This window comes from Streptomyces aurantiacus JA 4570 (assembly GCF_000414115.1).
Taxonomy (GTDB): domain Bacteria; phylum Actinomycetota; class Actinomycetes; order Streptomycetales; family Streptomycetaceae; genus Streptomyces; species Streptomyces aurantiacus_A.
Window position 1 is genome coordinate 14025 of sequence record NZ_AOPZ01000316.1, and the last position, 20437, is coordinate 34461.

Annotated in this window: 8 protein-coding genes; 1 reads left to right on the forward strand and 7 read right to left on the reverse strand. The window is 72.6% G+C overall.

All coding sequences use genetic code 11. The features are described from left to right. The first annotated feature begins 2 nt into the window (after nucleotides 1–2). On the forward strand, nucleotides 3–560 hold the full coding sequence (locus STRAU_RS27495) for a quercetin 2,3-dioxygenase (protein ID WP_016643674.1): 558 nt from the start codon (nucleotides 3–5) through the stop codon (nucleotides 558–560). A gap of 42 nt (nucleotides 561–602) precedes the next feature. Here the strand turns inward: STRAU_RS27495 and STRAU_RS27500 are convergent, their stop codons facing one another. From STRAU_RS27500 to STRAU_RS42525, 7 genes are all read right to left on the reverse strand, one after another. Further along, on the reverse strand, nucleotides 603–2396 hold the full coding sequence (locus STRAU_RS27500; RefSeq protein WP_016643675.1) for a hypothetical protein: 1794 nt from the start codon (nucleotides 2394–2396) through the stop codon (nucleotides 603–605). Further along, complete coding sequence (locus tag STRAU_RS27505; RefSeq protein WP_016643676.1) at nucleotides 2389–7599, reverse strand: hypothetical protein; 5211 nt, start codon at nucleotides 7597–7599, stop codon at nucleotides 2389–2391. The genes STRAU_RS27500 and STRAU_RS27505 overlap by 8 nt, the downstream gene beginning before the upstream one ends. Then, nucleotides 7596–10775, reverse strand: a complete 3180-nt coding sequence (locus STRAU_RS42520) for a hypothetical protein (RefSeq protein WP_016643677.1) — start codon at nucleotides 10773–10775, stop codon at nucleotides 7596–7598. Before STRAU_RS42520 ends, STRAU_RS27505 begins: the two co-directional genes overlap by 4 nt. Continuing rightward, nucleotides 10772–11941, reverse strand: a complete 1170-nt coding sequence (locus STRAU_RS27515) for a Kelch repeat-containing protein (RefSeq protein ID WP_016643678.1) — start codon at nucleotides 11939–11941, stop codon at nucleotides 10772–10774. Before STRAU_RS27515 ends, STRAU_RS42520 begins: the two co-directional genes overlap by 4 nt. A gap of 52 nt (nucleotides 11942–11993) precedes the next feature. Next, nucleotides 11994–16757 (reverse strand): kelch repeat-containing protein, encoded by a 4764-nt coding sequence (locus tag STRAU_RS27520; protein WP_016643679.1) that lies wholly within the window; start codon nucleotides 16755–16757, stop codon nucleotides 11994–11996. Nucleotide 16758: 1 nt separating this feature from the next. Further along, nucleotides 16759–19389, reverse strand: coding sequence for a M64 family metallopeptidase (locus STRAU_RS27525; protein ID WP_016643680.1), 2631 nt, complete (start codon nucleotides 19387–19389; stop codon nucleotides 16759–16761). A 345-nt stretch (nucleotides 19390–19734) separates the two neighbouring features. Next, nucleotides 19735–20343, reverse strand: coding sequence for a hypothetical protein (locus STRAU_RS42525; protein ID WP_016643681.1), 609 nt, complete (start codon nucleotides 20341–20343; stop codon nucleotides 19735–19737). Nucleotides 20344–20437 lie beyond the last annotated feature (94 nt).

Below are 20437 nucleotides of genomic sequence, written 5' to 3' on the forward strand. Positions count from 1 at the left end.
TCATGACCATCGAGTACGCCACCCGCTACCGGCGCGCCTCGCGCATCCCCGCCGAGCCGGGCAGGCCCTACTTCATCGAGAAGGGCGAAGGGGACCGTGCCCACCTGTTCGGTGACCTGATCACCATCTACGCGGGTGGCGAGCAGACCGAGAACACCTTCAACTTCTTCACCGTCGAAGGCCCCAAGGGCGACCTCATCCCGGCCCACCTGCACCCCGACACCCACGAGGTCTTCTACATCACCGCCGGCGCCGTCCGGCTGTTCGTCGAAGACACCGAGGGCAACCAGCAGGAGAAGCTGCTCACCCCCGGCGACTTCGGCTTCGTACCCAAGAACTGCCCGCACGCCTACCGCATGGAGCGCCACCACAGCCAGGTCGTCGGCGTCGCCGCCGGCCCCGGCGGCACCTTCGAGCGGTTCTTCGAGAACCTCGGCGCGCCTGCCGAGCAGCTCGGCCTGCCCTCCGAGCCGGTCATTCCGGCACCCGGCAGGTTCGCGAGCGTTCCCGAGCGGTACGACGTGCGTTTCCTGCCCGACCACCAGTGGCGGACCCGATGAGGACAGCCGAACCGGGTGTCGCCGGGCCCGGCGGGCCGGTTCTCATCGGCCTGTGTCGGTCAGGAGGTCGAAGCCGAGGCCGCTGGAGCGTTCGCCGCGGCCGGTGGCGCGCTGTGCGGTGAGCCAGACGACGACGCGGCCGTCCCGCCACCGGGTGCGGTTGAAGGAGACGGTGACGCGGGTGCCGGTGCGTGGGACCTCCTCCTCGTTGACGAAGTAGGGACGTCCCGCGTCAAGTCCCTCGCGCAGCAGGGAAGTACGGGGCCGGACCGGGGTGCCGTCGGCGGCGCTGGGCATGGCGGCGCGCTGGAGCTGGACGCTCCGGCTGTCGCCCGGCACACGGACCGGGATGAAGGGGATCCAGTTCTCCGGGACCGAGCCGGCGATTCGGTACGCGACGGGCGCGCGCGGGTCGTCCGGCGGCTCGGGAGGGTGCAGCCGCAGGCGGTGGGCGAGGGTCTCCGCGGCGGCCTCGTCGCCGTTGCGGCCCGCGCCGCCGGCCAGTTGGACGGTCTGCTCGATGCCCCAGACGAGGTTGGCGTTCTCGTCGCGGACGAGCGCCACGTCCTCCAACGCGGGTCCGGTGGCGGTCTTCGGCGTGCCGGGGGGCAGGAGCAGGCCCGTCTCGCCCTCGGCTCCGAGGGTGAACATCGACCACCGCTGCCAGTCCTGGCGCTCGCCGGTGCCGGCCGGGGTGATCCACCGGCGCTGTCCGAAGACGTCGGTCACCGCCAGGCCCCGGACCGTGGCAAGCGTCCCGGCGGGCACGTCGCAAGGCAGTTGGTACCAGTCGTTGCTGAAGACCAGCGCGAACTCGAGGAAGATCAGCCGGGCCAGGTCGGTGCTGTCCGGGTTGACGGCGGCGAAGTTGGTACGTCCGTCCTCCAGCGCCCACCAGCGCGGCAGAGGCATACCGGCGAACCGGACCGGTGTGGGGAAGACGGTGCGCGGGGTGGGTGCGGGCCGCGGGTCCGTGCCGCCGAGTGAGCCGCCGGGGTCGGCGGAGAAGGCGTACCAGTCGAGCGTGCCGCCGGAGTACTCGGCCGCCGTGAGGACCCGTTCGCCTCCTTCCGGTGCGGCGGCGGAGATGGCGAAGGAGTGTTCCAGCGCGCGTGGCTGCCAGGTGGTGTGTGCCTCGTCGGGCTGGTCGATGAGCGCGTCGAACCAGTCGGTGAGGCGGGGGCCGAGCGCGTCGAGGGCCGCGCGGTGCGGGCGGGGGAGGTCGATGCCTTCGGAGGCGCGGCCGCCGCCCTTGAGGTGCCGGTAGAGGAGATGGCCGTCCATGCGGCGCCCGGCGAGGGCCTGCATGGTGGCCCACACCTCGGGGTGGGCGACCAGGCCGCTGTCGGTCTCGTCGCCCGGGTCGGGCAGCGGGACCGGGTAACGCTCGATGTACTGCCGGGGCACTTGGTGTGCGCGGAAGACGGATGTGCCGGTGACCAGCTTCAGCCAGCGGCGGCCGAGCGCGAGCCGGAGGTCGTAGGAGATGCGTTCGGCGCCGAACGCGAAGGGCAACGGCCGGCGTTCGGCGACCGTCTCCAGCGGCCGGTCGGTGGGCAGCGGCTCGGGCGGCCCGCCCTCCGGACGGATCCTGCTGGGCGTGCTGGTGGTGACGGCGTACTTGGCGGTCACGGGCGAGCCCGCGTCGTCGCCGCGGAACTCGCCCAGCTGCCACTGCCGGGTCAGCATCCACAGCGCGTCGCGTACTTCGGCGCGTAGCGCCCGCGCGAAGTCGGTGGTGCGGGGCCGTCCCTCAAGGCGGTTCCAGACCCCGACGGCCGGGTGCGTGCGGTCCCGCAGCGCGCCGGCGAGGTCGGCGATGCGTGGCTCAGTCATGGTCGGCCTTCCAGCGCGCGTTGGCGGTCGCGAGATCGGTGCTGATGGTGATGGGCTGTGCGGTCGCCGACATGAGCGTGGCGGGCAGCAGATGCGCGTACGGGGTGTCTTCGAGGTGCGTGGGTTCCACGGCGCGGCTCCTGGCCAGGTCGAGCGTTTCGTGGAGCGCCGCCACCAGGTCGTCGGTGTCCCACGTTCCCTTCCGTTCCGGTGGGCTGACAAGAAGCATCGCCTGAGGCGGCTCGGAGTCGGGCCGGTCCACATCGGCGGCGATCCCGGTGGTCTCGCGCTCGGCGGGGACGACCTCGGTCCACTCGTCGAGCAGCAGGCCGCAGTGCGGCGCGTCGTCGTCGGCGCCGCGCGCGTAGTGCGCCGTGAAGAGCAGCCGGTCCTCGGTGAGCGTGGTGCCGGGGGCGAACTCCATGCCGAGCCAGTGGTCGTCCGCACGGTGGGGGAGCTGGAGGGGATGGAGCCCGGGTTCCTCGTCGTCGGCGTCCTCGTCCCGCAGCGCGCCGCTGAGCAGCACGGCCCGCTCCCACAGCCGGGGCATGTCGCGGACCCGTGCGAGGCCGTGGACCCAGTCGTCGAGCGGGAAGTCCCGGCTGAACGGCGGCCGGGTGAGGTGCCGGACGAGCCGCTCGCTGTCGTCCCGGGCCCGGCGCAACTCGGTGACGAGCGCGGCGGGCGGCGTGAACTCGGGTACGGCCAGGACTTCGGGCCCGAGCATCGCCTGGAGCGCCTCGATGCCCGCGGCGACCCGGTCGGGCCCGGTCACCGCCTGGTCGTACGTGGCGAGGGCGGCGTCGGCCGCGGCGAGCCGTGCCGCGATGTCGGTGCGCAGCGCGCGGGCCCGGTCGAGCAGTTCGTGGCCGAAGGCGACGGTCCGGTCCTCGACGGCCGTCAGGTCGAGTCCCGCCGGATCGATGTCGGTGAGCGGGAGCAGGTCGGAGATCTGGGCGAGCAGCCCGCTGAGGGTGTCCCGGTCGGTGTGCGCCTGCTCGTCCAGATCGCGGAGCCGGCGCTGGAAGCCGCGGCGGCTGTTGCCGACGAGGGTGCGCAGCCGCGCGGGCCGGTCCGGGCGGGGAGTGGTCGGGGCCGTGGTGAGGAGGCGTTCGGCCTGCTGGAGGATGCGGAAGCGTTCGCCGTCCGGGGTGGCGGGCGGCAGCACGTCGTACTGCGCGAGGAGTGTGTCGGCGTCGGCCAGCGCCCGGGTCATCCGGGCCGCCGTGGTGGCGACGGCGGCGAGAACGTCGGTGTAGGCGCCCCTGCGCCACTGGGCGAGTTCGCCCCAGCCGCTGCGTACCATCCCGAACCCGGCGGCTGTGGTGGCGAGTTCGGCGTACCGGTGGAGGAACGCGTCGATGGTGCGGAGCACCGTGGCTCGGGACGGTGGCGCGGGTGGGTCGGGATAGAGGGGCGACAGGTCGTGGACGTAGTCGGCGGCGGCTTCGTCGAGCGCGGCGAGGGAGGCGCGGACGGCGGCCGGGCGGGCCCGGGGCAGGGACACCGCGTCGTCGGCGGCGCGGTCGACGGGCGCGGTGCCCGCCGCGGGCACCAGGTCGCTGGCGCGCAGTGGCCGTGAGGTGGTGAGCAGGGTGCGCAGCGCGTCGATGAGCGGCGAGAGTTCAAAGAAGGTGATCTTGTCGTGGACCCGTTCGGTGTGGCGGATGGTCAGCACGGCGTCCGGTCGTGGGCCGGCCCGGTCGATCACGGCGCCGACGATCCGGTCCTCCAGGTCGGTCATCGCCGCCGCACCCGCCGTACGCACTGTCCACAGCAGGTCGATCGGTGCGAGGCCGAGGTCGTCCAGGGCGACGTCGTGACTTTGCGGCCGGCCGTCGTCGGGGTCGGCCCAGGTGACATGCGCGACGATGTCGTCGGCGTCGGGCAGCAGCCCCTCCAGCCAGTCGTCGACGGCCGGTTCGGCCTGTGCCCGGGGCGCCGTGCGGCTGTCCGGACGCAGGCCGGGGCGCAGCCGCAGGCCGAGGCGGTGGGTGAGGGTGCTGCCGCTGCGCGGGGTCTCGACCACGGAGGGTTCGGGCGGGAAGCCGGCCTTGGCGTAGGCGTCGAGTGTCGCCGAGGCGCGCTCTGTGTTCCCGGCCAGGGCCTGGTGGGCGCTCTCGGCGACGGCGAGGTCGGCGAGCGCGTCGTGTACGTCCAGGAGCGCGCGGACCTCGCTGGTGAGCGCAGCGGCCTGGCCCGCGGTGGCGGGCGGCAGCACGCCGTCGAGCCCGAACGGGTAGCTGTCCGGGACGTCGGTCCGGGTCACGTGCCGTACGAGCGCGAGGCCGTCCACGACGTTGCGGGCCTCGACCTGCTCGATGGGAACCGGCCGGGACGGGTCGGTCGCGGTCTGCGGGATCTTTCCGGCGCGCAGCGGGAACCGCTCGCGCAGCGCGGAGATGAAGCGGTCGACCTCCGCCTCTTCGTGCCGGTCGTGCAGGCCGCGTTCAAGGCGGTAGCCGAGCAGCGCGCCCAGCGGCTGGCCCTGGCGCAGCCCGTCGAGGAGGCCGAGCGCGGTCCGTACCCGTGCGGAGCTCAGGTCGACGGCGAAGGCGCCGGGGTTGGCGGGACTGGAGTTGGCGGTGTATCCGGCGCGCAGGACGGCGGCGGTCCGGGCGTGGCCCGGAGAGGGCGCGTGTACGAAGCCCGCGTTCTCGGGGTCGTGCAGGAGGGGCGTGGGTCCGCCGAAGATCTCCGCGAGCTCGCCGGTCAGCTGGACCGGCGTGAGGTGGGCGGCCCTGGGGCGGAGGTCTTCGAGCCAGCCGTACGCACCGAGGTGCAGGCCGGGCCGTGCCTCGGTGCCGCCGTTCGCGCCGAACCGCAGTTCCTCGAGGCGCGCCGTGGCCAGGCCGACGCGCCAGGCATCGAGCCGGTAGGTGGCGAGGTCGAGGTGTTCGGCGAGGAGTCGTTCCAGGCGCGCGGTGGGCAGGTCGGCGAGGATGGCGAGGGCCTTGGTCTGCTCGGAGAGTTCGGCGGTGGCGGGTGTCTTGCCGAGCACGCCGGGGATGAAGTCGACCAGGAGCTGGTCCGCGTCACCGGTCACGGCACGCTCCGGCGAGTACAGCCGCCGGAACCGGCTCTCGCTCGGCAGCGACTGGCCCGGCCCCGGTATCCGTATGTGCACGAAGGGCGGGTCGGCGGCGAGTTCGTCGGGGGTGGCCACGCCCGCGGCGACGGCGAGGTCGCGGGCCGTGTCGGCCCAGCCGAGCAGGACCGCGTGCCGCAGCAGCAGGTACAGCAGTGCGGCGGGCGGCCTGTCGTCGGTGAAGCCGGCTTCGAGGCGGACCGCGTCGAAGTCGTGGGCCGCCTTGTCCGCGAGCCAGTGCAGGTAGTTGCGGTCGTCAGAGGTGCCGGCGCGTACGGGATCGGTCTCGGACAGCGGGCGGTCGTCGACCAGCGGGGCGAGGAGCGGCTGCTGGAAGTCGACGAACAGCCTGCGCAGCAGGTCAGGGTCGTGCGCGGGGCCACCGTTCTGGTGCCCGAGCCTGGTCAGCAGCGCGCGCAGCGGCCCCGGCATGTTCAGCCGGTCGAGTGCGGGCAGGACGTTCGCGCCCTGGCCGCCGAGGTTCTCGCGGTTGAAGACGTCCTCGACGCTCTGCGCGTACCGCTGGTGGTACTCGGCCGAGGTGGGGTGGAGCGCGAGGATGTCCAGGAGGCGCTGGTGGGGGTCGTCGGTGCCGGCGCCGAGATAAGGGACCTTGGCGGCCGCGTCATGCCAGTCCTGCGCGGCCGCCGTGAGCAGGCGGTCGAGGCCGCGCAGATGGACGGCCGAGTCGGGCCACTTGAGGCGGGAGAACGCGGTGGTGACGAGGATGCCGTACGGCTGGCTGCCGATGCGCACGGCCGGGACGGGTCCGCGCCCCGAGACGTAACGGAGGAAGAAGTCCCTGGTCCGTCGTACGGCCTCCCGGTCAAGTACGGGGTGCAGGGCCGTCTGGAGGTACGAGCCCCAAGTGGCGGGCCACAGCGCGGTGTTGGCGGCGCGGGCCTCGCGCTGGTCGGTGCCGTCGGCGTGCGCCATGCCGACCAGCACGGACGGCGGGAGCCCAAGGAGTTCGGCGAAGCGTTGGCCGTCGGTCCTGGTGGTCCAGTCGGCGGGCGCGGCGGGCGGTGCGATCGGGGGGCGCAGGGCGGACTCCGCCTCGTCGTCCTCGTTCGGTCCTGCGGGCAGCCGTTCGGTGTTGTTCGTCGGGGTGCCCTGCGGCAGCAGGGCGTAGCCGTCGGGGCCGCGCAACTGCCCCGTGATCAGGTCGGAGAGCTGCTGCGCTGACGCCACCGGGTCGGGCTGCCCGCGCAGGCCGAACACGAGCAGCCGGTCGAGCCCGCCGCGCGTACGGTCGTCCAACGGAACCCGCAGCCCCATGCCGGACTGGACGGCACGGTCGAAGTCGGTCAGCCAGCGCAGCTCGTCCGGGACGTGCAGGGCGCCGGTGACCGGGTCCACGGAGAGCTGATCCGCGGCGGTCGGGTCGGGGCTCACGGGGAGTGTGTCCGGCACGGGCGCCCCGGTCGCGGACAGCACCTGCGTCCCGCCGACGTAGCCGAGGACCTGGAATCGGTCGGGCAGCAGGCGGGCGCGGGCCGCCCGGGTCCACGACTCGGCTGCCGTGGTCCCCGCGGCGGGCGGCGGCAGGACCAGGAACGCCACCTGTACGGCGTCGCCCGTGCTGACGGGCGCCGCCTCGACGCCGGAGGGGCGACGGGCCCGGACGGCGATGGCCCGGGTCGCGCCGACGGCGGCGAGCAGCGCGGCGTCGGCCCGGCGCAACGCGCCCCGGTCGCCGTGCGCGCGCCAGACGGAGGTCCAGTAGGTCACCGTCGGCTGCACGTCGGCCGTGGGCACCGGCTGAGCGCTGCGGACCACGAGCACCGTCGTGCCGACGGGGACAGCGCCGGGTTCTTGGGCGAGGTTGGCCGGGACTCGCCGGCCGAGGAGCCAGGCGGCGCGTCCGGGGGCGATGCGCGTGGACAGCTCAAGGCCGGCGGCCCGCAGCGCCGACGGGTCGCGTGCGGCGGCCCAGCGCGCGGTCCAGTACGCGTCGAGCGCGTCGATCTCGGCCTGGGTGGGCCGGGGTTCGAACTTGTCGACGGCCCACTCGTCGGGGAACACCCGGATCAGGAGTTCGTCCTCGGTGAAGCGCGTCTCGATCCGCACCGGGCCGAGGAGCACGGGGAAGTCATCACTGAGCTGAGTGTTCATGCCAGCATTTCCTGAGCGTGGACGGCGACCAGGACCGGGACCTGGAAGAGGATGTAGGCGAGGTCGGCGGAGCTGAGTCCCGCGTGCCAGAGCGGCAGGTTCTCGTCCTCCGCGCGCTGTTCACGCTTCTCCTGGTCGTCCTCGGAGCCGTCGAAGCCGGCCAGGGAGACGGACACTTGGGGATCGAGTTCGAGGAAACCGCGTCCGCTCGGGTCCACATCCGTCCACGACAGGTCGTTCCACACCTCGACCGGAGCGGGTGCCGCGTCGTCGACCCCGAACCTCGGGTCGCCCGGGCGCTCCTTGAGGACGAAGAACCAGCCCGCGTCGGCGGGTGGCGCGCCGCGTGCTTCCTCCGCGTCCAGGTCGAAGCCGAGGAGCGTGATGTCGGGTTCGATCCTCGCCTCGTACAGGGGCAGCCGTATGACGGAAGCCGGCGGGAGGCCCGCCCCCGGCGGGTCCACGAGCAGCCGTTCCTGGGTGAGGTCGGGCAGGCCGTCCTGGCCGGGTGGCCACTGGGCCCGCTGCGCGTAGACGGCGGCTGTCGGGTACCGCTTGAGCAGTTCGCCCCGGACGACGAGGACCAGGTCCTCCTTGCGCGGGCCGCCGCCAGGGCGCGGGTTGGTGTTCCGGCCGAGCCGCGCGGTGGTCGGCCAGGTGTGGACCGGCGGGATGTCGTAGCACCGTTCGCGCCGCTGCTCGGGCGTCTCGCCCAGGCGGGGCTGCGCTGTGCGCGGGTCCCAGAACTGCCGGAACGGAGTGCCGCGTTGGTCGGTGGGGTACTCCCGCCAGAGCAGCTCGCGGGCCATCTCGTGGTTGAGCCCGGCCAGATAGGACTCAATGAATTCACGGTTGTCGGCGAGCAGGGTGAGGGAGTTCTGCGGGACCAGTCCGACGTTGGGCAGGAAGGTGTCGACGGACTGGTCCAGGAGCGCCTGGTAGGTGGGCAGGTCGAAGACCGGGTAGGCCATGGCCTCGATGAAGCCGTCGGCGAACGGCCGCAGCCGCTCGGGCAGTCCGACCGAGCCGAGGAGGGTCTTGGGCACCGTGGTGTCCGCGCGGAGACCGGTCAGTACGGAGTTGATGGTCACGGCCACGTCGAGCCGTCCGCGCCGGTCGGCCCTGCCCACCGAGGTGGCGACGGACCAGCCCTGGTACAGCTCGTGCAGGGCGCCCTTGAAGCGCAGCGCCTCCGGGCTGTCGGTGGCACCGGGCCGTGGCGCCACCGGATCACCCAGCTCGCGGAGCGTGAAGTCGGGGCTGCGCGGGAGGCTGTCGACCGGGTCCCCCGGCGGGCCGGGGTGCAGCTCGCGGGCGAGCCGCTCGGCCGTCACGACCCCTTCGGGAGTGGCCTTCGGCGCCGCGGCGGTGACCGGCCCGGTAGGGACGTCCATGCGCGGTACGAGCGCGTCGGGCGGCCGCTCCGCGGTGAAGGGCAGGGTCCGCATCAGCCGGGAGCCGGGCCGGGTGATCCGCCGCATCGGCGCGGAGAGCGGAGCGCCCGCGACCTGGCTGGCCGCCACATGGAATCCGATCGCGACCTTCTCCACCTGCCCGTCGAGTGCGGCGGCCGCCGCCACGGCGGCCGTCACCCGTGAGTGCGCGGGCGCGGTCAGACGAAGCGAACGGCCCGACGAGACGGCGGTCGGTGCCACCCCCGTGGTGCCCTCCGGCGGGTCGAGGTGTTTGGTCTGGAGCACGTGCCCCACCTCGCGGGCCAGTTGCGCCGCGCGGATTCTGGCGTTGGCGGCCAGTACGTCTCCGACCTGGGCCCAGGCGGCGGCCATCAGTTCTTCCTGGCGGGCCTGGACGACCTGCGCACCGAAGTGCGCGGCCGCCCGGAAACGCGGGTCGAGGTTGAGCCGGTGGACCCAGTTGCGGTTCTCCGGTGCGGGGACGGGGGTACCGTCCTGACGGGTCAGCAGCCGGGGGGTGAGGGCGTGCCACCGGCCGTACAGCTCCGGGGTGAGGACGGGGTCGGACGTTGCCGCGAGCGACGGCGGCGCGTCGAGCGCGGCGTGGGCCTCCGTGGGGGCCTGGTGCTGGTAGTCGTCGGCCAGGTTGACCAGCTCGGCCAGGGCCCGCTGGAAGGGGTGCGGATAGGGTGCCGCGGGCGGCGGCCGGTCGTGGAAGTTGTCCCAGTTCTCCGCCTCGTCCGGCTCGGTGCCCGGCGGCTGCGGCACCTTGAGAGCGCCGCCGAGCGGCAGTACGCCGCCGAGGCCGGCCGGCGTTTCGATGCCGGGCAGGCCGAGCCCCGGCGAGCGGTGCACGTCGATGTCCCGGCGCCCGACCCGCGGGTCGGGCTGCTGCGGGCGCAGCAGCCTCACGAGGGACTCGAAGTCGCCGGTGCTTCCCGTGGTGAACGTCCAGCGGTGGTAGTAGGGCAGGTGCCCGGGGGCCGACCGGCCTGGATACGGTGGGCCCCAGCTCAGGTACAGGGCGCCGGGCGAGCCCGCGGGTTCGAGGCCGAGCCCGGCAAGGCGCCCGGTCTCGAACGCCGGCACCAGGAACGCCTCGTACGCCGTGTCCGGGCGCAGGCGGCGCGGGCACAGCAGCCGTGAGCAGGCGTTGTCGGCGTTGGTGCGCAGCACCTCACCGAGTGCGGCGAGCGCGGGTCCCGTGCTGTCCGAGGCGACCGGCCCCACGAGCGAACCGTTGACGTGCACGTGCGCCCAGGCGCCGAGCTGGTCGGGCCTCGGCAGGGTGGCCTCGGGGGAGCGCACGGAGATCACGGGCAGCGGCCCGCTTCCCTGTGGGCTCTCGGTGAACTCCGGTGCCGCGCCGTTCGGCCCGGGCCCGGTGGAGAGGACGACGAGGGCGAGCCAGGGGGCCAGCCTTTTGGTGGCGTCGTCGGGTGGGGCCGGGCTGTAGCGCCAGGGGAAGTCCTCGTCGCAGAACTCGATGTGGGCGAGGTGGTTCGGCTCGTAGTTGGTGGTGCCGGGCCTCGGTTCCCTGCGCGAGATCGCGCGGGTGTCGATGCCGGTCACGTCGCCCGGACCGTACAGCTGCACCGTGCGCTCGATGTCCTGGATCAGGGGGCCGCCCGCGAGCGGCTCGCCGGAGATCCGCAGCCGGACCGGGAGGGCGGCGCGGGCCGCCGTGCCCGGGTCCCCGGTGATCCGGGTGGCGATGCCCGCGCGCAGCCACGGCAGGAAGGAGTACGCGTTCGAGGTCACGAGGCGCCTCCGGCCGCGAAGATCTCGGTACGCACGGTCAGTTCGGGCACCGCGGGGTCGGCGGCGGCCGTGCCGGAGCGGGTGGTGCCCCCGGTGACGAGGACCTTCCCGCCGGGCAGCGGGGCGGCGGCGAAGGCCCAGCGCCCCGTGGCCAGTCCGGCGGCCGCCGTCCAGGTGTCGGTGGCGGAGTCGTAGAGGACGGTGCTGCGGTATCCGGCCTCGTCCTTGTCGTCGGCGGCGCCGCCGACGACAAGGACCTTGCCCTGGCCGAACGGCAGCGCGCGATGCAACGCCCGCCCGGACGGCATGTCGGCGGCCGCCTGCCACGTCCCGGAGGCCAGGTCGTACACCTCGGCGGTGCGCTGACTGAACGGGTCGAACGGGCCGCCGCCCGGCGCTCCGGGTGCCGCGCCGCCGGTGATCAGGACCTTCGTCCCGGAGAGCGGCGTGGCCTGGTGGTGGCTGCGGGCCGCGCGCAGACTTCCCGTCGGCGTCCACTTCTTCGTGGTCGTGTCGTACAGCTCGCAGAAGGCGAGCGCGGGTTCCGCCGCCGTGCCGACCGGCGCCGTGCCGCCGCAGACCAGCACGGCCCCGCCGCTCAGCGGAACCGCGGTGTGTCCGGTGCGGGCCTCGGTCATGTCGCCCGCGGCGGACCAGGTTCCGGTGGCGGGGTCGTACACCTCGGCCGTGCGCAGGGCCTTGGTGGTCTGCGCGGAGCGGACGGTGGTGCCCCCGGCGACGAGCACCTTGCCGTCGGAGAGCAGAGCCGCACTGTGGCCCGCCCGGGGGCCCGCCATGGAGCCACTGGCGGTCCAGGCGCGGGTCGCCGGGTCGTACAGCTCGGTCGTCGCGAGCGCGGGAGCGTTCGGCGCCGGGCCGCTGGTGCCGCCGGTGGCGAGGACCTTGCCGTCGGTGAGAAGGGTCAGTGTGTGCAGCCGCCGGGGGGTGTTGAGGGCGCCGACGGCGAGCCAGGTCCCGGCGGTGGCGTCGTGGACGGCGCTGTGGTTGACGGCGGCGGAGGTGCTGTCGGCGCCGCCCGCGACGAGCACGGCGTTCCCGGCGGCGAGGAGCACGGCGCCGTCGTGCTGCCCGTACCAGGTGGCGGCCGCGGGCAGGTCGGGCGCGGACGTCCATGATCCGGTGGCCTGGGCGGTGATGGTGGTCATGGCGTGAACTCCCTCGCCGGGTCGGCCCGGCACGGATGCGGTCAGGGACAGGTCAAGGGATCAAGGTCTCGGCCGTGACGGCGAGTTGGAGTGGCTCGGGGCCGGGGGCCGCGGCGCCGGCGGCGGCGATGCCCCCGGCCACGAGGACGCGGTCGTCGGCGAGTTCGGCCACGGCGAAGGACCACCTGCCCTGAGTGAGCCCGGCGAGCGTCGTCCAGGTGCCCGCCGCCGGGTCGTACGCGGTCACGTTCCGGAATCCGGCGGTGAACCCGGGGCCCGTGGTGCCGCCGATGACCAGGACGTCTCCGGCGCGGCTGAGGAACGCGCGGTGCCGGGCGCGGCCACCCGGCATGGCGGCGGCGGGCGTCCAGGTACCGGTGGCCGGGTCGTACAGCTCGGCGGAGTCGAGGGCGCGCGGGCTGAACGTGCCGTCCGACGCGACGACCGCCTCGCCGCCCGTGACGAGGACCCGGCCGTCGGGCAGCAGGGTCGCCTGGTGGCCCTTGCGGGCTGTGCGCAGGCTTCCCGTCGGGGTCCAAGTGCCGCTGCTCACGTCGTACAACTCGCAGTACGCGAGGGGCGCGTCGGCGGGGGAGCCGGTGGGCAGCGCTCCGCCCGTGACGAGGACCCGGCCGTCGCGCAGGAGCACGGCCTGGTGGCCCGAACGGGCGTCGCTCATCGGCGCGGTGGCGGCCCAGGCGCGCGTCAGGGGGTCGAACAGCTCGGCGGATCGGAGCGCGCCGAAGCCCTGCTGTCCCCGGGCTCCGCTGCCTCCGGCGGCCAGCACCCGGCCGCCGGACAGCGCGGTCGCGGAGTGCGCGAACCTGGGCGTACCCAGCGGCCCCGTCGCCGTCCAGGTTCCGGCGGCCGGGTCGTACACCTCGGCCGAGGCCAGGGGAGCCCCGTCCGTGCCCCGCCCGCCGGCCGCGAGCACCCGGCCGTCGAGGAGCCGGGTGGCGGTGTGCAGGCGCCGCGCCGTCGCCAGCGGGGTCGCCTCTGACCAGGCGTCGGCGGTCGGGTCGAACAGCGCGGTCGCGGCGAGTGCCGTGCCCGTCGGGCTGGTGCCGCCTGCGACCAGGGCCTTGCCGGTGGCCAGGACTACCGCATCCACCTGGGCTGCGGGGACGGGCAGCGTTCCTGCCTCCGTCCAGGTGCCGGGGGCGGCGGGTGAGGCGGCCGCCTCGGCGACGGGGATGACGTGCAGCAGCCCGTCGAGCGCCGGGGCGGCGGCCACGAAGTCGACGAGCGCGTCGGCCGCCGTGGTCTGGCTGCGGAACGTCGCGGGCGCAACGGATGCCCGGCGGCCGGGTGAGCCCGGCGGCAGCGCGGGGATATTGCTGCGTACGTACGCGACGACGAAGCGCTGGTCGGCGACGCGCACGGTCTCGGCCGTCGCGAACGGCTGGCGCAGCAGCGCTTCGTGCCGGGACAGCGGGGACCGGCTGGTGCTGCTGCCCTGGAGCAGGCCGTCGAAGACGGCGGGGCTGACGCTGTGGAACCGCTTGGAGCGCCCGGCGGAGAACCGCGCGGGCGGCGCCGTCCCCAGGCCGTCAGCTAGGGCCGCGCCGCGCGCCTGGTTCGCGGAGGGCGCGCTGTCGAGGATGTGCAGTTCGTAGCGGGCGCTTCGGCGGACGACCCGCGCGGTGGCCAGGGTGCCTGTGGCGGCGGTGAGTTCGAGGCCGGTGTCCTGGGTCTCGTACGCCGGACTCGACAGTTTCGCCGCGTCGCTCATGTCCTGGTACTGGGCCATGGCGAACTTGTCGCCGGTGTCGGAGACCCGCGCGAGACCGCTGCCCGGCGCGGGCGCGACGGTGAACCGCCTGCCGTCGCTCGCACGCCGCGCCCCGACCTTGTCGAGACGCACGTTGAGCGGCAGCGCCCGCTGCTGCACGGACAGCGTGCCCAGCGGGTGCAGCACCAGGTCGTCGGACGGTGGGAGTTGCCGGAGGCTGACCAGCGGCTTGCCGCTGCCGGTGGGCAGCCGGGTCTGCCAGCCCTCGGTCTTGGTGAGTTCGGCCGCGAGCAGCGGCAGCACCAGGAGGGGCGGCAGCGTGGTGATGAGGCTCTCGCCCCAGGTGATGTCGAAGTTGGCGGAGATGGAGAAGAACAGGAAGCCGATGGAGCCCTTGCCGTGCGCCCGCCAGGGGGCCGGGCCCTCCAGCTGGAAGCGCAGGTCGATGCTGAACACGCCGACGCCGAACGCCTTGAGCGAGACCTCGGCGCTGACGGCGATGGCGAACCGGAACGGGTTGAACTGGAACAGCGCGTCGAAACCGAGGTGCCCCTCGATGCCGAACCCGCCGAAGCCGAGCCGGAGTTCGGCCGCCGCGCCGAACTGCACGGTGTTGCTGGTGATGGCGAAGTAGCCGGAGATCCGGATGAGCTGTTTGTTCCGGTGCAGGATGTCCAGGGAGATCCGCTCGGGTATGGCGAAGGGCAGTGCCGGGGCTTTGTACGAGGGGTGGAAGCCGCCGACCGTCAGCACCAGGTCGGGGTTGTCGCCCCAGGCCACCAGGACGCCCATGCCGCCGTCGAGGGTCATCGTCAGGACGCGCGAGTCCACCAGGCGGGCCTCGAACCACAGCCGGTTCTTGCCCGGTTCGAGCGCGCCGAAGAAGTCGACGCGGAGGTCGAGCAGGGGCAGCTTCAGGTTCGGCAGGGTGGCGCGGAGCGTACCGAGGACCGCGATGTTGCCGGGGATCTCGATGATCAGCCCGAGCGAGATGCTCACCAGGGTCGGCGTGGCCCAGCCGATCCTGGCCATGGGGCCGATGAGGAAGGTGCCCTCCTCGGGCGGGAAGAACCTGTTCAGGTCGGAGAGGATGCGCGGCGCGTTGGCGATCACGTCGCGCGGGAACATCACGGACTCGATGGAGCCCGTGCGGACGCCTTCCGCGAGCGCCTGGATGTTCATGCCGCGGTTCAGCCCGATCAGGCCGCCGACCGCGAGCAGGGTGAATCCGTAGCCGAGCTGGATGCCCTCGCCGAAGTCGGCGGTGAGGACGATGAGGAGCGAGAAGCCCTTGGAGCCGTCCGGCATCCGGGTGCTGACGAGGCCGATGGCCTTGAGCGCCAGGAAGTCGGCGAACTCCAGCTCCATCGCGCCCGCGTACTCGCCGCGCGAGGGGTCGAAGGCGAGGAACCCGCCCCCGCGCACGAGGCCCGCGTCGATGGAAAGGCCCGCGCCGCGGGGTGGCTTGAAACCCAGCGTGACGTCGAGGGGGCCGAGGTTTCCGTCCTGCCCCGGGCGCCCCTCGAACAGCGCGGTGAGCCCCACCCGGTCCACCACGGCGGTGACGGGGCCGAGTTGAGCCTTGAACGTCGCGCCGATGCTGATCGGCAGGGTCCCGCCGGAGGGCGCCGCGGAGACCGTGAGGCTCTGGATCTCGACGGGCCCGATCCGCCGGCCGACGGGGATCTGCAGGTCCATATTGGTGGTGCCGCGGAAGAAGAAGCCGTCGCGGTGCGAGATGCCGAGCGCGAGGTCGGCGCCGACGCTGAACCCGTCGGCGGGGAGGACTGCGCCGAGAAAGCCGTCGGCGTCCTCGCCGGGCTGGAGGACGAACTCCAGGCCCTTGAGGTCGAGTTCGGCGAAGAAGTCCACGTCGTCGCCGTCGATCCGGACGCCGCCCGTGCCGCCGACCGTACGTAACGTAAGGCGGGTGCCGCCCGGCTCGCCCAGGAGCACCACCGGTTCCTTGCCCGCGTCCGACGCCTCGGCGGCCACCTCGATCGCGCCCGCCGCGTGCACGGGCGCGTCGCCCGACTCGAACCCGAAGACCATGTCGAGGGGCTGCCCAGGACGGGCAAGGAGCGCCACGCCACCTTGGAGGTCGAGACTGCTGCGTACGGTGACGGTGAGGCCGGGCGCGACCTCGAATCGCAGCCCCAACGCGCCGGTGAAGGACGGGAGGAGTGCCACGCCGGGCGCCCCGTCGGCCGTCGTGGGCGGGACCCGTACGAGCCGTACGGAACCCCGCGTCCGCGCGTCGCCCTCCTCTCCCACCGCTTGGTCGACGGCGATCACACTGACCGCCTCGGCCGCCGGTTCGAGGGGATGGGGGCGCGGTCCCTGGACGGCTGTCTCCGCGCCTTCCGACAGCGTGTCGATCCGCACGTCGAAGCCTAGGGCCATGAAGAGGTTGTCGAACTGTTCGGCCAGCGACTCGAAGTCGAAACCGGGCTCGCCCCAGCCGTACGCGTTCTTCAGCACGAGCGACGGATCGTCGAGGACCTTGGGGAGATCGGTCACGTCGAGTGTCATGCGGGTGTGCGCGGGACGGCCGCCCGTGGGCGGCACGTAGACCGCCTTGACGATCCCGAGCGCGCGCAGTCCGAAGCCCACGGACGGGTGGAAGCGCCGGAGGTAGGCGATGACCAGGTGGTCGAGGAGCTGCCGGGGGAACTGCTCGCGGAACCCGTCGGCGCGCAGGGCGGGCGGGATGGCCGAGTCGGGCGCGTCGGCGATGGCACGGATCGCGGTCACGAGGCCCTGGACGGCGGCGAGCACCCGGGCCGCTTCGTCGGCGGAGACATCGTCGGCGGTGGTGGCCTCGGGCTTGGCGGGCACCGCCTCGCGGACGCCGGGCGCACCCTCGTTGAGCCCGCCGTCGCCAAGGAGCCGCCGCAGGCTGTCGTACAGCGTGTCCACGCTGGTACCGAGCGCGCGCAAGGGTGCCGGGGGTTCGTCGACGGCCCAGCCGAGTTCCCGCAGGAGGCCGATGAATGCCTGAGGGGAGGTGATCGCGTCGCGCAGCGGCAGCAGTGCCTGCCCGACCTCGGTGGCGAGCTTGTCGAAGGTTCCTTGTTCAGCCATGTCACGCCCTCGGATAGTGCCGCGTGTCGAGCAGGGCGTGCTGGGCCGGGTCGACGAGGTTGACGATCAGCCACTTGCAGAGGAAGCAGAACTCGCCCCGGTGGTCGTGGACGTGTCGCTCCTTGTCCTGGCCGCGCATCTTGCACTCGCCGGAGGCCCGGTAGTAACCGGCGGCGAAGTGGTTTCCGCCTTCGAAGATGCCGACGAGCTGATACGGGTAGCGCGGCAGCGCGAACCCCGGGATGGCGACGGGCAGTTCGGTGTCGGCCTCCTTCTGCCCGCTCGGCCGCGTGGTGTCGGGGTCACGGTTCAGCGGCAGGTGGTTGCGCGGGTTGGCGGCGCTGTTGAAGAAGTCCAGGACCGGCCTGGGGACGATGACCTCGTCGTTGCCCGTCTTGTCCTTCAGCGGTACGAACACCCGTGAGTTCTTGGCGAACACTCCTACGCTGCCCGGCGTCCGCAGTACGAAGGTGCCGCGGCTCTCGTCCGGCCTGTCGGCGAACGGCAGGCCCTTGAGCGCCTGCGCGGGGCCGGTCTTGAGCGGGAGTTGCAGGTTGAACTCGGTCGCGGCGAAGTTCTGCAGGCTGACGGTGGCGTTGTCGGCCCATGCCTTGACCCACTTGTCGAATCCGGTCGTCCCCACGGTGATCTCGATACCGGCGGGGATCGCTTTCGAGTCCTCAAGAAGCCTGCCGGACACCCGCATCCGTGGCAGTACGAACCACTTGACCTTGGCGCCGTCGAGCCGCCGGCCCGGCGGGGTGGCGGGGATCCGCAGGAATCCGATGCTTGCCAGATTGTCGAGCTTCACGTCCTGCGGGAATCCGGTGGCGTTCGCGTCGTCGCCCCCGACGTCCTCGTACTCGTCGCCGAGGGCGAAGTTGTGGCCGAACTCGTGCACCACCGTGTTGATGAGGTGGCCGAACTCGACGACGCCGTGGCGATTGTTGGGAGGAACGGGCCGGGGAGGAACGCGCCGCATGATCGGGCGGCCCGGGGGATCCCCGAGCCCCGTGGTGAACTCGACCCGGTCCCGCATACCCAGGGTCGTGGCCATCATCGTCCCGTTGTTGAGCGCCTGACCGCCCAGCAGGGTGTCGTGGACGAGAACCCCGACCAGCCCCCGGCTCCGCTTGAACTTGGTGTCGTCCGGGGTCCAGACCGCTCCGACGTTGGGCGACGGCAGGTCCTCGGTGAACAGACCGTCGAGATAGGCCAGGACCGAGTTCCCGGCGTTCGTGGTACCTGACGTGGCGTACAGCTCGGGTGCGTGCCTGCGCGGGTCGAGCCCCAACGACTGGAGGGGCGGGGCCTTGTAGAAGTCGTAGAGCCGCGCGATGAACCCCCTGAGATTGAGGTCGGCCGGGTTGTCGGCCGCGGGCGGCGGCGCCGCCGTGTTGCCGACGGTGCCGATCCTGCTGCCGTCCGCCCACCGACTGCCGAGGTAGAAGCCGTACAGAGTGTCCGCGGCCTGCATGAACCCCTCGGACTGGTGCGCCATCCAGGTCTTGATCAGCAGGTCGTTCACCTGGGCGGGGTTGAAGTCGGGCAGGCTCTGGCCGCTCCAGAGGGCCTTGAACCCGTTGAAGGGCCGGCTCTCGTTGCGCATCGGCAGACCCACGCGCTCGATCAGTTGCTGGAGGTTGTAGCTGTTCGCCGGGGCCCCTGGCAGGGGATGCGGGTGCGGAATACGGCACTGGGTGAGGTCGATGCCGGTGCCCGGCTTGTCCACGACACGGTTGCCGATGGTGAGGTGGCGCCCTTCCTGGGACGGTTCGAAGCACTGGAAGACATTGAAACTGTCGCGCAGCAGCCCGAACGGCTCGTGCCGGGGCGCCTCGAACATCGCTTTCACTGTCCGCTCGACAATCTCGTCGAACTGCTGCCTGTCCTGCTCTCCGAATCCCTCCGAAAGGAAGACCACGTTCGACTTCTCTTCCGGACGGGAAAGATCCTGGCGGCGTACGGTGCGGACCGTGAACCGGGGCCGGGCGAAGTTGGCCACCCGCACCGGAAGGATATTGGTCTTGCCGAGGAACGTACCGCTGATCTCCACCGGTACGTCCGACTCTTCCTTTCCCCGCAGCCTGCCCCGAGGGTCGATATCGACCTTCGTGGAATTCGCCGAGCGCAGCGGAACATATCCGTGCCCGGTGATGTCGCCCACGGCATCCGTGCCGGCTGCCGGGTGCTCACTGAACCTGGCGTAGATCGTCGGCTGCGCGTGCGCGCGCGTGAGATCGCGGGCCGTCGTGAGGGAGTCGTTCCCGAACCACCAGTCGAGCATCCGCTCGTGCACCTGCAGCCTGCCCACCACAGAGCCCGCACCACCCCCGGCACCGACAGTGATCTGGAACAGAAAGACCCCGGGCACGGTCGCCGTGACGATCCCGGTCGCGGCGTCCACCGAAGGGCGGTTGTCGAGCCGGTGCCCCGTCGGCTGATGCGGGGCGAAGAAGTCGACCACACTGTTCTTCATTTCTGAAATCAGCGTGAAGGGGCTCGGGGTGAGATCGGTGAAGACGCGGCGGAATACATCGATCTTGAGCTTGGGGGTGTCATTGAGTACGACGTGCAGATCGAGATGCGGAACGACCAGCAGATCCGCAGTGCTGGTGATCGGATCAGCCATGAACGCTCCCGCCGGTCATTCTCCCCCGAGGCGAAGGAGCCCGATCCTCCCACCGCCCCTAACAGGGGAGAACGTGCGCTACCCGCATGGCCGGAACAGGCTGGAGGGTGGCCGGAATTCGAGATTATGCGGAGTTCTGGCCTCAACTGGAGGGGCCGTGGTCGCAAGGGCCGGTGTGCGGATGGACCGCGTACGACGGACAGCGCCCGGCTGAGAAGTCTCAGCCGGGCGCTGTCCGGGCTTCGGCACTCCGTTGACTGCCTGACGGTACTCAGCAGCGACGGGGTGTGATGTTCCGGGCTGGTGTTTCTCCTCTTGCCGCTGCGGACCCGCTCACCGGGATGTTCAGCAGGGGAGAGTGGTCTTGCCGGCAGCGCCTGTGGCGCCGGTGGTGCCGTTCGCGAACATCGTGGCCGCGGTTCCGTTGCCGCCGGGCTTGCCGGGGCACACGGGGCTGGCTGCGCCACCGGCGCCGCCCGTTCCGCCCGTGTGGCCGCCACTGACGATGGCGGCGCCACCGTTGCCGCCCTTGCCGCCGTTGATACCGGCCCCGGCATTGCCGACGCCGCCGACGCCGCCCTTGCCGCCGGTGCCGCCGAGCTTGGCCTCGCCACCGAAGCCGCCGTTGCCGCCGTCGCCGTTGGCGCCGCCGGCCCCGCCCGTGCCGCCGAGTCCGCCGACACTCGCGACGCCGCTGGCATTGCCTCCGGCTCCTCCGTTGCCTCCGTTGCCGTTGGCACCCGCGGCACCACCGGTGCCGCCGAGGCCACCGATACCACCGAGGACCCCAACGCCGTTGGCCCCGTTACTGCCGGGGGCCCCGGCGGCGCTGTGCGCCCGGGCGCTGCCCGTACCCGGCTGGGCGGAGGCGAGAGCGGGCGTCACGGTAAGACCGGCTACGGCGATCGTGGCGATCAGGAAGGTCCTGGCAGTGGTCGTGCGCATGGTGCGCATGGTGTTACTTCCTTCGATTGTTCAGGCGGAGAGATACTCCGCCTGACAGTCTCCAACGTAGGTGAGATGGGACGTGCCACACGCCCCATACGAT

Excerpts from the sequence above, each read along its gene's own strand:
- STRAU_RS27495 (WP_016643674.1), top strand. The coding sequence starts at position 3 with ATGACCATCGAGTACGCCACCCGCTACCGGCGCGCCTCGCGCATCCCC.
- STRAU_RS27500 (WP_016643675.1), bottom strand. The coding sequence starts at position 2,396 with ATGACTGAGCCACGCATCGCCGACCTCGCCGGCGCGCTGCGGGACCGC.
- STRAU_RS27505 (WP_016643676.1), bottom strand. The coding sequence starts at position 7,599 with ATGAACACTCAGCTCAGTGATGACTTCCCCGTGCTCCTCGGCCCGGTG.
- STRAU_RS27515 (WP_016643678.1), bottom strand. The coding sequence starts at position 11,941 with ATGACCACCATCACCGCCCAGGCCACCGGATCATGGACGTCCGCGCCC.
- STRAU_RS27520 (WP_016643679.1), bottom strand. The coding sequence starts at position 16,757 with ATGGCTGAACAAGGAACCTTCGACAAGCTCGCCACCGAGGTCGGGCAG.
- STRAU_RS27525 (WP_016643680.1), bottom strand. The coding sequence starts at position 19,389 with ATGGCTGATCCGATCACCAGCACTGCGGATCTGCTGGTCGTTCCGCAT.
- STRAU_RS42525 (WP_016643681.1), bottom strand. The coding sequence starts at position 20,343 with ATGCGCACCATGCGCACGACCACTGCCAGGACCTTCCTGATCGCCACG.